General features: G+C 36.7%; 8 protein-coding genes, 1 pseudogene and 1 riboswitch. Of the genes and pseudogenes, 1 reads left to right on the top strand and 8 read right to left on the bottom strand.

The annotated features are described in order from the left end of the window. The 7 genes and pseudogenes from hflK to tsaE all read right to left on the bottom strand — a co-directional run bounded on the left by hflK (nucleotide 1) and on the right by tsaE (nucleotide 9,475). Nucleotides 1-1,380, bottom strand: a complete 1,380-nt coding sequence (gene hflK, locus ACFFIT_RS06430) for an FtsH protease activity modulator HflK (protein WP_385876825.1) — start codon at nucleotides 1,378-1,380, stop codon at nucleotides 1-3. Between the two features lie 517 nt (nucleotides 1,381-1,897). After that, complete coding sequence (gene hflX, locus ACFFIT_RS06435) at nucleotides 1,898-3,187, bottom strand: ribosome rescue GTPase HflX (protein WP_385876826.1); 1,290 nt, start codon at nucleotides 3,185-3,187, stop codon at nucleotides 1,898-1,900. Between the two features lie 165 nt (nucleotides 3,188-3,352). Then, nucleotides 3,353-3,619, bottom strand: coding sequence for an RNA chaperone Hfq (hfq, locus tag ACFFIT_RS06440; protein WP_385876827.1), 267 nt, complete (start codon nucleotides 3,617-3,619; stop codon nucleotides 3,353-3,355). Between the two features lie 218 nt (nucleotides 3,620-3,837). After that, nucleotides 3,838-4,797 carry a tRNA (adenosine(37)-N6)-dimethylallyltransferase MiaA gene (miaA, locus tag ACFFIT_RS06445; RefSeq protein WP_385876828.1) on the bottom strand — a complete coding sequence of 320 codons (960 nt, stop codon included), beginning with the start codon at nucleotides 4,795-4,797 and terminating at the stop codon, nucleotides 3,838-3,840. A gap of 388 nt (nucleotides 4,798-5,185) precedes the next feature. Then, a pseudogene (mutL, locus tag ACFFIT_RS06450) lies at nucleotides 5,186-7,123 on the bottom strand (DNA mismatch repair endonuclease MutL); the annotation flags it as partial. 122 nt (nucleotides 7,124-7,245) lie between these two features. Then, nucleotides 7,246-8,805 carry an N-acetylmuramoyl-L-alanine amidase gene (locus ACFFIT_RS06455; RefSeq protein WP_385876829.1) on the bottom strand — a complete coding sequence of 520 codons (1,560 nt, stop codon included), beginning with the start codon at nucleotides 8,803-8,805 and terminating at the stop codon, nucleotides 7,246-7,248. 163 nt (nucleotides 8,806-8,968) lie between these two features. Further along, complete coding sequence (gene tsaE, locus ACFFIT_RS06460) at nucleotides 8,969-9,475, bottom strand: tRNA (adenosine(37)-N6)-threonylcarbamoyltransferase complex ATPase subunit type 1 TsaE (protein ID WP_385876830.1); 507 nt, start codon at nucleotides 9,473-9,475, stop codon at nucleotides 8,969-8,971. A 291-nt stretch (nucleotides 9,476-9,766) separates the two neighbouring features. On the opposite strand from tsaE, the gene queG reads away from it, so the two are divergent. After that, on the top strand, nucleotides 9,767-10,954 hold the full coding sequence (gene queG / locus ACFFIT_RS06465; RefSeq protein WP_385876831.1) for a tRNA epoxyqueuosine(34) reductase QueG: 1,188 nt from the start codon (nucleotides 9,767-9,769) through the stop codon (nucleotides 10,952-10,954). A 112-nt stretch (nucleotides 10,955-11,066) separates the two neighbouring features. Here the strand turns inward: queG and lysC are convergent, their stop codons facing one another. After that, nucleotides 11,067-12,515 (bottom strand): lysine-sensitive aspartokinase 3, encoded by a 1,449-nt coding sequence (lysC, locus tag ACFFIT_RS06470; RefSeq protein ID WP_385876832.1) that lies wholly within the window; start codon nucleotides 12,513-12,515, stop codon nucleotides 11,067-11,069. Between the two features lie 94 nt (nucleotides 12,516-12,609). Continuing rightward, nucleotides 12,610-12,794: riboswitch (Lysine riboswitch) on the bottom strand. Nucleotides 12,795-12,844 lie beyond the last annotated feature (50 nt).

Genomic DNA, 12,844 nt, shown 5'->3' on the forward strand with positions numbered 1-12,844 from the left:
TTAGTTTCCTCCCGAAATAGCGCTTAATCTATCCGATGCGTTATTAATACGACCTTGTGGAACAATACGCTCTACTGCAGGCGCAGTTCTTGGAGAGTTTGATGTCACAGGTGTGGTGCTTTGAGTTTCGCTATATGTCGTAGACACTGAGGATGAAGCACTGTTATTGGGTGCATTAGTATTTATCGTATTATTGACTGCTGAATTATTATTAGATGTTCCCTGTGAGGTACTTTTTAATAATTGATCTATAGGTAAAACAGTCAATTTATTCCCATCTGAATCCATGATGATTTTACGGGTTTGTGATAATACTCGTTCCATTGTTTCGATATACAAACGCTGACTTGTAATCACTGGATTTGCTTGATATTCAGGTAAAAGTTTTACAAAACGTGCTACTTCTCCTTCTGCTTGCAAAATTGTGTTTTCTCTAATTGCATTGGCATTTTGGATAATACGTTCGGCTTCACCTTTAGCTAATGGCAGTTGCCTGTTACGATATTCACCCGCTTCATTAATAAGCTGTTGCTCATTTTCACGAGCAGCGATCGCATCATCAAAAGCATCTTGGACTTCACGAGGAGGTTTAGCTTCTTGGAAGTTCACCTCTTCAATTTGTACACCCATGTTATATGGGGCTATTGTTTTTTCTAATTCCGTTTTAGTATCAAATCTTATTGAATCACGGCCTTGGGTTAAAATAATTTCCAACGCATTACGACCAATAACACCACGAAGGGCACTATCTAGTGCTTGAGTTAAACTATCATTAGGATTGACGACACTAAAAAAGAAACTCTTAGGATCAACGATGGTATACTTGACGTTCATATCAACTATATCAATCAATTTTTCATCTGATGTTAGCATTCTTCCGCTAGAATTGATGTCGTAACGTTTTTTAATATCGATTGTACGATAATCATCAATAAAAACTGGTCTCCAATTAAGTCCAGGTTGCTTTATTTCATGAAAAGCACCAAATCGAGTTATGACTGCAACCTCAGCTTCTTTAACCGTATAAAATCCTGATACTCCCCAGAGCGCTAAGCCTCCAAGTAAAATAGCTGGGATGAGTTTTGAAGGAATTTGCATATCTGAAGAGGGTCGATTACCGCCACCATTGCCTTTTGATCCTTTGGCATCTTTAAGGATTTTAGAGAACACATCAGTAATCGAACTGCCACCTTTATTATTTTTAGGCCTATTTTTGGTTTCCGGCTGACCCCATGGATTATTATTTTGCCCTTCATTACCTGATTTATCGTCTTTAGGCTCATTATTTGTTATTGGATCTTTATCCTTTTTATCCTCATTCTTACCACCGAAACCTAGCGGATCTTTTTTGCCGTTGTTTCCGGGTTCATTCCATACCATAGTTTTTGCTCCGTTTATAGGGTTTAAAATACGCTTAGATTACATTCTTCTAATGCAAAGGCAAAAGAAGACCTTCTGAGTTACTTAATTGGCATATAAAGACAACCCAGAAGATTATTTTCATTATTACACTAAGGTGAGTTTTACTTGACTCAAAATTAAGCCGCCAAAGTAAATTTTTTACATCATTTAATTTAGATAAAGGATCTTTTCTTATTAGAATGTATAGGTCATCCTATACCAAAATCTTGATGTCAAAAGCCAAAAGACCGTTTTTGTCTTAATAATAAAAATCAATAAGTAGTTAGTTTTTAATATAGTTTTAGTTTTTAATATAGTTTTAATTTTTAATATAGTTGAGATAATAAACACATCAACATCACAAGAAGTAATAGATAAGATCATACTCGTAATATTTCAGGTTATAATTGACCACCCACCTCAAATTATAGCATACGGTATCATAGCATAACATTTTAAATTTTAACTAGCTGTTAGCTATATTTATGATCTTAAATTATTCATCAATCATCAGTTCTGTTAAATAAGGATATTTTTTAATCAACTTCCCTAGAATAGAATGGCTGATTGTTATTTCTAATCTTAACTCTCCATCTTCAGAGATTGACTCGCTTAGAATCATTTTCTCATTATAAAAGTAACTTCTCCATTGACCCGCATATTTAGGTGGCAATATCAATACCTTACGAGTATGGGATTTTAATAATATTTCGCTAATAGCTTCCCATAATAGATCAATGCCTATCCCCTCATGAGCGGAAACCCAAACACGAATAGGTATACATTCGTCATTCTTTTCAATTCTTGGCGTAAAATCTTCTAATAAATCAATTTTATTCATTACCTGCAAAATAGGTAGCTTATCAGCTTCTATTTGCTCAAGAACTGATTCAACAGAGGTAATATTTTCTTCACGCCTCTCATCTGAACAATCAATCACATGCAATAATAATGTCGCTTCACGGGTTTCTTGTAAAGTCGCTTTAAATGCGGCGACCAAATCATGAGGTAAATGACGAATAAAACCTACAGTATCAGCTATCACTAACGTGCCTATTTTTTCAACATCTAACCGCCTTAGTGTTGGATCTAATGTCGCAAACAGCTGATCTGCTGCATATACCTTTGCTTCGGTAAGCCTATTAAATAAAGAAGATTTACCTGCATTTGTATATCCTACAAGAGATAATTGTGGAATTTCGGCTCTTACTCTAGCTCTCCGACTTTGATCTCGTTGCTTTGCAACTTTCTCCAAACGGCCTAATATTTGAGCTATTCTTCCCCGTAATAATCGTCTGTCGGTTTCTAATTGAGTTTCGCCAGGACCTCTGAGCCCTATTCCCCCTTTTTGTCTTTCTAAGTGTGTCCAACCTCGGACTAGTCTGGTTGAAAGGTGGCGTAGCTGCGCTAATTCTACTTGTAATTTACCTTCATGTGTTCTTGCCCTTTGTGCAAAAATATCAAGTATTAGTCCTATTCTATCAACAACCCGGCACTCACAAATTTTTTCAAGATTTCTTTCTTGACCAGCACTTAAACTATGATTAAATAGAATAACCGAGGCTCCTGTTTCTTTGACTAATTGGGCTAATTCTTCTGCTTTTCCCTCTCCAATAAAATATTTTGCATGGGGGGTCTTACGACTAGCCGTCACAATTTGTAGGGGGGTTACACCAGCTGAGATGACTAATGCTTCAAACTCAAGAAGATCTTCTTGTTCCTCATTATTGTGAAAATCTATATGTACTAATAGAGCTTCTTCTCCGCCTTCATGTCTGTCAAACATCTGTTCTCCACTTAATTCTTGGCATCAATTCACATGATAATCTATTTTTAACTTAAAAATCATCTTGTCATCATTCTTATATCATTTTCTTTTGTTACTTTTTGAGATAAACTCCATAAAAAAACCGAGTCTATGCTCGGTCTTATATCACAATTTAATTAGGCTTTAAAGCTCATTTTCTTGACTGCTTTCATTTTCATGGTGATGTGTATGATGAATTCCATGATGGACAGCCCGTGCAGGTACAACAGTTGAAATAGCGTGTTTGTAAACCATTTGACTTACTGTATTTTTTAGTAAGATCACAAATTGATCGAACGATTCGATTTGCCCTTGCAATTTAATTCCATTCACTAAATAAATTGATACAGGAACACGTTCACGTCTTAATGCATTTAGATATGGATCTTGAAGAGATTGTCCTTTTGCCATTTTAATTTCCTTTTATAATAATATGTTACATAATTAACAAATTAGTTTACTTGCGCAAATTTACCTGTCAAAACAACTTAGTTGAAAGAAGCAGAATAAAAATTTTAAATTCAATAACTTAAAATATAAATTACGGCTATTCTAAAAATACCTCTATTCAAAAGCATAATGATCATACACTAAAGTGTTAAAATCTCGCTAGCATTATGTAACATTTTTTACATAAATATAGGGTATTTTTCAATTTGACTTCGCAAGTCAAGAATGACTCTTTGACTAAGTGATTGACTACGCTGGCAATCTATCAATCTTGCTCCTTGCCAACTTCTCAACCAAGTAATTTGCCTTTTAGCTAACTGTCTTGTCGCAGCAATTCCTTTAAATATAAATGTCTCTTTATCACATTTACCTTCAAGATACTCCCAAGCTTGGCGATAACCTACTGAACGCATTGATGGCATATCAATGCTTAAATCCCCACGGCGCATGAGACTTTCTACTTCTGCAATAAAGCCCTGTTCTAGCATAAGCTCGAATCTCCTCGCAATACGCTCATGCAGCCACCCTCTGTCTTCAGGCAATAACGCAAACTGTAACGTTGGATAATCCCAACAGGGTCCTTTTTCTTCTTGAAGCAAACTTAATGGTTTATCTGTTAAGTAGTAGACTTCAAGTGCACGAGAAATACGTTGACCATCATTTTCATGTAGTCTTTGCGCAGTTTTAGGATCGACTTGCTTTAAAAAACCATGTAAGGCAGGCCAGCCTTGTTCAAGAGCTTTTTCTAATATTTGCGCCCTTAAGTGTTCATCCGCTTTAGGTAATGGTGACAATCCTTCTAGCAGTGCTTTAAAATAGAGCATCGTTCCCCCCACCAATAAAGGAATTTTACCTTTATGATGAGTATCTTTAATCAATTTACGAGCATCTGTCACAAACTCTGCAGCCGAGTAAGTTTCACTTGGCGACAAAATATCAATCAAATGATGCGGGTAAGCTGCCTGTTCTGCTGAAGTAGGCTTTGCCGTGCCGATATCCATACCCTGGTAAATTAACGCGGAATCAACACTTATGATCTCAATAGGAAAGCTATCGTATAAGTCCATAGCAAGTTGTGTCTTGCCTGAGGCTGTAGGCCCCATTAGCATTAATACAGGTAAAGACTCAGTTTTTAGCATAACGTTTCCTTCCGGACAGATGTATTAACTGCTATTTTTTTATAGCATTTAAAAATAAATCTTTCTATAGTTTATTGTAAACAAATCATACAAATGGACATTAAAATAATAATTACCCATCATTCATTTAGAAGTATTAATAAGATCCTTCCACTCTCCTACTGAGAAAAAGAATGATATTTTCAAGTTCGAAAGCTCCCAGATTTTCTAACTCTGTAATTAATGAAATTGCTTGCGCTAACGACCAATTTTGAGTTTGTACTTCACGTGATTGAATGGATATCTCTTTCGCAAGATAATTAATAGACTCCTGCAATAACCAATTTGCTAACTCACACTCCTCTAGATTCTCTTTTTTTTCTATGAGGTTACCCATAAATAAAATCAATGACATAAAGACAGAACTAATATCACAATGCCTCAAGGGAGCAGGCACAGTGTCAACTTCAACTTTTTTTAAACGACTGTCTAAGCGATAACTTATCATTAACGGTGGTATATAAGAGGAAACTTTTTTCAATATCTCCCACTCTTTATCATTCAATTTTAAGGTAATCGGGACTAAGAGCGCTTGAGACACCCCTTGATTGACCACATGATGAAGTTGTAGTTTCTTTAATTGTAAAACAGCATCTGGTAAAAAAACACAAAATAATTCATCTCGCTCTACACTGTTCTTTCGGACTAATAGAACCGTTTGTTGATTTAAAATATAAAGCGCTTTGCCAAATGTTTTATATCGAGTTACATTTTCCTCAGTTTCATTGTCTGCAGAGAAAAACTGAGTTTGTTGAGTTTCTTTTCCGTCATGTTTTTCACTGACTAACGCAGTCATATCACAAGAGGATTCCGTCTGTTTTGTTTTTGCACAAAAGAGTAATGACTCATAAAGCTGTCTTTCTTTTCTGGTAGGCGCTTTGGTTTGATGTGAATAACTATTATTAATTTGTTGCCGATTCACTTGAGGATTATTTTGTTCTTTTGCCCCATCAGAAATTGCCATATATTCACTCAGATTAAATGGTGTTTGTTTCTTTTCGAAATTGGGGTTGGTTTCTAAAATATCATTGGGTGTATCTACTTTTTTTGTTGCAGACAAAGTATCTTTTTCAGGAACTGAAGAAGGATGTAAAGAGGAAAAACCAGAATTAGGGGCAACTTTTTCTAATACACTATGTTCACTCGGTGTTAATTGAGACGATTGTGTTGCAAATTGATTATCACCAGCAGCTTGCCTATTTTCATCGCTAATCACAGGTATGATAGGTTGATTAGAATCAGTGTGTTGACGATACTCTTGTGCTTTAAGCGATTCAACAACCGCTTGATAAATAAAATCATGTACTAATCTGGCTTGATGAAATCTCACTTCATGCTTAGCAGGATGAACATTGACATCTACTTGCTCTGGCGGTAAATGAAAATAAATAACATAAGCCAATTTATCATCAGAAGCCAACAGAGCCGGATAATAATGTGCAAAGGCTTGCTTTATCGCATGCAGAATCACTTTGTCTTTGACTATTCTGCCATTAACATAACAAAATTGAATACCCTTAGTAAAATGTGTTTCATTTTCTAAGCCCAAATTAGGCCATATCCAGGCTGTTATAGACAAGTCAAAATGTGTCCATTCAATATGTTGAGCATTTTCAATAAATTTAGATCCACAAACCGCTTCGATTCTCTCTATTTGTTTCTGTGATAACTCTTTTTTAGGATTAACCCGATACTCTCTTAACTTTTTTGCTTGGTGAGAAAGAGTGAAAGCAACATCATAACGAATCAGCGCAATTCTCTTTATTATTTCATCAATATGATTAAATTCCGTTTTTTCTGCACGTAAGAATTTTCTTCTAGCGGGCGTATTATAAAAAAGATTACGCACCTCAACACTAGTACCAACAGGATGGGCAGCCGGTTTAATAACAGCATTCATCTCACGTCCCTCAGCATAAACTTGCCAAGCTTCACTTTGTTCAGCCGTTTTTGAGGTTAAAGTAAGTCTAGAAACTGAACTGATACTTGCAAGTGCCTCTCCCCTAAATCCAAAACTTAAGATTGAGAGTAAATCATCCATATTTTTAATTTTACTTGTGGCATGCCGACACAATGCTAGGGACAACTCCTCTTTAGGAATTCCTGAGCCATTATCACGAATTAAAATAAGACCCGCTCCCCCTTGTTCTATTTGAATATCTATGTGGGTCGCCCCTGCATCAAGACTATTTTCTACAAGTTCTTTGACCACAGATGAGGGCCTTTCAACCACTTCACCTGCGGCAATTTGATTCGCTAACTGCGGAGGTAAAATTTCAATGTGCATTAGTTCCATCCTCTTGAAGGATAAAAGAAGGTTATATTGTGTTTCTCTTTTTATCTATACGATTATTTTAGAGTTTTCTTATCTGATTTTTATGCTATTTGCTATTTGCTATTTGCTATTTGCTATTTAGGGATTTTAAGTGATTGTCCTAATAGTACATTATCGCTTTTCATTTTATTTAATTGTTTGATCTCATCAGGATTAACCTGATATTGATGTGCAATTTTTATGAGTGTATCCCCTTTTTTTACTTTATGGATTAGGTATCCTTTAGCACTATTTTTAGTTGCTTGAGCTTTGGGCATACTTTTTGCTCTTAGCGATCCTGATGTATTGACTGGGTGATCTAAAAAGTATTGTTTCAGACCAGCATATATCGCTTCAGCCAATTTATTTTGATAAGCTTCACTACTTATCAATTTCGCTTCATCCTTATTACTAACAAACCCTACTTCAACAAGTAATGAAGGAATGTCAGGTGAACGAAGAACACCTAAACTCGCATGAGCAGGTTTTTTCTTATGCAACTTCCCTACCTGATCAAGTCCTTTTAGTACTTCTAAAGCAGCTCCGTATCCTACTTTCTGAGCATGTGCAAATTGTAAATCTATAACGGCTTGACTCAGATATTTATCTTTTTCATTTCCAGATAGTACATCTCCCGCGCCACCAAGTAATTCAGATTGCTTTTCTTGCTTTTCAAGCCAACCAGCCATTTCAGTATCAGCCCTTTTGTTGGAGAGTACCCAAACTGAAGCTCCTTTTGCCTCTTTATTTGGCGCGGCATCGGCATGAATAGAAACAAGTAGATTGGCTTTTTGTTCCCTTGCGATTTCCGAGCGTTTAGGTACGCTGATAAAATAGTCTCCTGTTCTGGTTAAAACAGGTTTAAACATCGGATCATTTTCAAGGAGCTTTTCTAATTTTTTACTCACTGCAAAGACGATTTTTTTCTCTTGTTGTCCTGCAGGACCAACAGCTCCTGGATCTTTACCTCCATGCCCTGCATCAATGGCAATGACAATCGGACCTGATGAATAATTACTTTGATTTTGCGATTTTGTTTGTTCAGTTTGATTACGTTTTGGGACCGCTGTTTTAAGCTTATCTTTACCCTTTTGCTCTATAAACTTTTGTTTAGCTTCTGTTTTTGCGGTTGTATTATTTGTTGAATTAGCTACTTTACCTGTATTCTTAGTTGCTTCTTTTCCAGGTACTACTGACTTATTTTTATTATTCAATACAGAAAAAACATCTTCTTTAGGCGCTGCTGGCGAGTTGCCATTATTCCGAGCATCCGGAGTGGTAGTGGCTTTAATTGAAATCAATAAAAAATAATTTTCTCCTTTTTTTATAAGGGATTTACTTGCGGAAATAGGCTGACTTACAGGAACAATCAATCTGGATTTCCCCTTTGCGCCATTACTGGCGATAAGCGCTTTCATTAGGTTAGCGCCACTGAATTCAAACGGCAAACCTTGTAGTGCATTGTTAGCATCAAAATCAATATTTAGCTGCTGTTTTTTTGCATCAAAAAATATATCTGCCTTGACAGACGAATTAAAAGCCAGAGTAAGGGATGACTCATTAGGTCTATTAGTAAATTCTAGGTTTATCAGATAACCTGCAGCTTGAGTACTAAAACTGATCCCAACCAAAAGGAAGCATACAATAGTAAACAAGACGTTCCTAAACGTGTGCAATGCTTTAACTAAATACATTATGAAAGATAGACTTTTGATAGACTGAGTACACTTAGTTGCTGCAAATTCAATAATTGGGCTTGTTGATTTAATCATATTAATAATGTTTTGGGTATGTAATAGCTAGATTTTCTCATTTGAGTTAGTCTCTACCTGCAAATTGAAAAGCCCCTAATATTGATTCACCGATTGGACTTTGACTTTCTAATAAAACGTGTCTTCTATTAGGTTCATTAATTGAATCACTATGGCTTAACTTAAGTAAAATATCGGGGGATGGTAACACACCTTCCCCTTTTGAGGGCCACTCAATTAATAAGATCACTTGCTGATTATGCATTGGAGTAAGATAATCTCTCATGCCCATCATTTCAAGCTCTTCTGCAGCAGCCAAGCGATACAAATCAAAATGAAAAATACGTTTATTTCCTAATTCATATGGCTCAACAAGTGTATATGTTGGACTCTTAACGTGGCCTTTATGGCCAAGTGACTGAATAAACCCCCTGCTAAATGTTGTTTTGCCAGCACCTAAATCCCCCTCTAAATGAATCGTTACCAAGGGAACATGTAAAATTTGTGCTAAGGTGGCAGCAAGTTGTTGGGTCTGTGTTTCATCGTTTAGAAAAAAACTGTGTTTCACTGTCATAGAATTTATCACTTATAATTGTATTACTCTGCCCTGTATTGTATTGTATTGTATTGTATTGTATTGTATTGTATTGCGCTTATTATGCCACGCTTTTTGATATAATATTGCTACTATGTTACCTAATGGATTAACATAATAATACTCAAGATTAACGTGAAAATTGCCTTATTACGATCGTCAATCAAATACGCTGGTGTATTGCTAATAAGAACACTTTTTGCCTTAGCTATTTATTATACCGTTTTATCCTCAAAATGAGGACTTTTTTTCACGTTAGATAATAGGCCCATGGATAACTGTCGAAACAACTCACCTCTTAGCACAGAAAAAATAACGCTCATCAAAGCAACTATAAGAGAATTAAGTCTAGAACTAGGTTTTTCCCAAGTGGGTTTTTGTGATCTAGACGTCAAGAACGAGCACAAGCGTTTAAAACAATGGTTAGATAACCATTATCATGGTTCGATGGAGTGGATGCATAATCATCTAGAGCTTAGAGAAAACCCCAACCTATTACTTGAGGGGGCATTAAGTGCAATCGTTGTCAGGTTAGATTATCTCCCTGCGGATGCTAAATTTGCTCAAGTATTGTCTCAACCAGAACTTGGTTATATTAGCCGCTACGCCTTGGGACGTGACTACCACAAGGTAATGAGAAAAAAACTGGCCCAACTAGTAGAAAAATTAAAAGAAATTCTTCCCCTGTGGTTTAAAAAATTATCACTCTCCTATCGACCATTTGTTGATTCTGCGCCAATTTTAGAAAGACCCTTAGCAGCCAAAGCAGGATTAGGATGGGTAGGAAAACACTCCTTGTTAATTAATAAAGAGGCGGGATCTTGGTTTTTTATTGGTGAAATATTAATCAACATGCCATTATATTTACAAGAATCACCAGCGACTATAGAGTCTCTGTGTGGTACTTGCCAAGCTTGCCGTACTATTTGCCCGACACAAGCGATTGTAGATGATTATATTGTCGATGCAAGACGGTGTATTTCTTATCTGACCATTGAGAACAAAGGTGCTATTCCTTTAGAATTTAGACCCTTAATGGGAAATCGTATTTATGGTTGTGATGACTGCCAGCTGATTTGTCCACACAATCGACTTGCCCCACTAGGCCAGTTAGAAGCACTTATTGCAAATAAAAAACTCAAAGCTCCCACTTTACTGTCATTATTTAGCTGGGATGAAATGACTTTCTTAAAGGAAACAGAAGGCTCGCCTATTAGAAGAATTGGTTATGCTGCCTGGCTTCGCAATATTGCAACGGCTCTAGGTAATATTCCTTTTGATGAAAATCAAAGTCCTCTATTCATAAATGCACTGAATGAAAAAAAGGGACTATCCGAATTAGTCGATGAACATATTGATTGGGCTATCTCTCGCCATAGAGGACAGGCTATTTTAGTAACGCAACAACAAAAAAGATTGGTTCGAAGTATAAAAAAAGGATTACCTAGAGACGCTTAACATGTTTCAGCTTATGGTTACTCGGTGTTATCAATCAGATAACATCATACCAAAATATCTGCTTAATCCATAATCAGACAATGGATTAAGCAGTCTAGCTATACTATAAACTCTATTCAAATAATTTTTTGTGTAGAGCTTTTACAATCTCATCAGCATCTTTTGATGGAACCAAAACACAAAAATTGTGGCTGCTGGCGCCAAAACAGATCGAACGAATAGGATAAGGACTCAGTACATCAAAAATATCAGCCCCTGCTCCTGCGCTCTTAGTTAAGTGATTTCCAATAAGCGCCACAAGCGTCAGATCCGTTTCCACATCAACACGACATAAGGCATTGAGCTCATCAATTAAAGATGGTGTTATTAAGGCATCACCTGTGGTAGTAGAGCCTGTTGTATCTAATGTCAAAGAAACACTAATTTCTGAGGTAGTGATTAAATCCACTGAAATTTGATGCCTTGCTAAGATGGCAAAAACTTCAGCTAGAAAGCCTCTTGCATGTAACATTTGCAGGCTATGAAGCGTGAGAAGGGTTTGATCTCTTCTAAGAGTCAATGCTCTAAAAAGTGGAGTTTCTTCAGTCACTTGACTAACATAAGTCCCTCCAGCGTTTGGATCTTTGCTTGAACCAATAAATACAGGAATATTTGCCCTAACTGCTGGCAGTAAAGTCGCAGGATGTAAGATTTTAGCACCAAACGTAGCCATTTCAGCCGCCTCAACAAAAGAGATGTTTTTTATAGGACGGGCTAGAGGAGCAATACGAGGATCAGTCGTATAAATACCCGGGACATCGGTCCAAATAGCCACTTCACTGGCATGTAACCCTTCTGCTAATAACGCTGCACTATAATCACTGCCTCCTCGACCAAGCGTAGTGGTTTGATCTTGCTCATTAGAACCAATAAATCCTTGGGTAATAACAATATTATCAGCGACTAAGTCTTTTAAGGTTTTTTCTGCATAATGAGTAATCAATTCTATTTTTGGCATCGCCCTGCCAAAAAAACTGTCCGTTTTCATTACACCACGCACATCAAAAAAGACTGCACAAACGCCTCTTTGCTGCAAAACTGCTGTGAATAATGTAGTTGATAACAGTTCACCATGAGCAACTAATTCATCGGCCAACATTCTTCGCTTATCCGAAGATATATTTTTAGTCTGACACTCTTTAGCCAATACGTCTATGCGGTCAAGTAAGTTTGTTAATGCTTGATTTGGTTGAAATTCAGTTTGAAGATGACCCAAGATTTCTTCTTGAATCAATCTTACAGCAGCTAAAGTCTCACTTTTAGCTACATCATCTAATCCATTCGCTAACTTCACCAGATGATTAGTAACGCCTGCGGAAGCAGAAAGTACCACTAATTTTGTTTTCGGTTGAGATAAAATAAGATCAGCACAACGGGTCATTGCCTCGAAATTGGCTACACTCGTTCCGCCAAATTTGGCGATAGTGATATCTAATTTAGGAACTGAGCTAAAATCAGTGTGAGTATGTAAAGAAGACTCTTTTAAAGAGTAAGGGGCTTGTATATGACTTGTTTGATTCATAGTTTATCTCGTGTTAATAGTAGGTTAACACAAGGAGGGGGCGGGTTCGCTAGAAGTATGAGAATATCTCATTATATGCACGAGCATATTTTCTTTGCAAAGAAGTGCTCCACCTTGTGGCCAATTGAACGGCACGTGTGACAGCCCAAAGGATTCAGCCTTTGTAGCCGAGTATTGTTCTTCCGCAAAACAACACTCTCGGCACTACACTCCCTGACTTATTTTCATTAGATGCGGTCTTCAAATAAGCTACCTAGATAGTGCGCCTCTTCTTGGTCTGATCCATTTTAACTTTACAGTAATGAATTAGACATAAGCTGTTATTTTTC

The organism is Thorsellia kenyensis, assembly GCF_042432445.1.
Taxonomy (GTDB): Bacteria; Pseudomonadota; Gammaproteobacteria; order Enterobacterales; family Thorselliaceae; genus Thorsellia; species Thorsellia kenyensis.

Bases quoted from the DNA above. Each gene is read 5' to 3' on its own strand.
- hflK (WP_385876825.1), bottom strand. From the start codon at position 1,380: ATGGTATGGAATGAACCCGGAAACAACGGCAAAAAAGATCCGCTAGGT.
- hflX (WP_385876826.1), bottom strand. From the start codon at position 3,187: ATGTTTGACAGACATGAAGGCGGAGAAGAAGCTCTATTAGTACATATA.
- hfq (WP_385876827.1), bottom strand. From the start codon at position 3,619: ATGGCAAAAGGACAATCTCTTCAAGATCCATATCTAAATGCATTAAGA.
- miaA (WP_385876828.1), bottom strand. From the start codon at position 4,797: ATGCTAAAAACTGAGTCTTTACCTGTATTAATGCTAATGGGGCCTACA.
- tsaE (WP_385876830.1), bottom strand. From the start codon at position 9,475: ATGACAGTGAAACACAGTTTTTTTCTAAACGATGAAACACAGACCCAA.
- queG (WP_385876831.1), top strand. From the start codon at position 9,767: ATGGATAACTGTCGAAACAACTCACCTCTTAGCACAGAAAAAATAACG.
- lysC (WP_385876832.1), bottom strand. From the start codon at position 12,515: ATGAATCAAACAAGTCATATACAAGCCCCTTACTCTTTAAAAGAGTCT.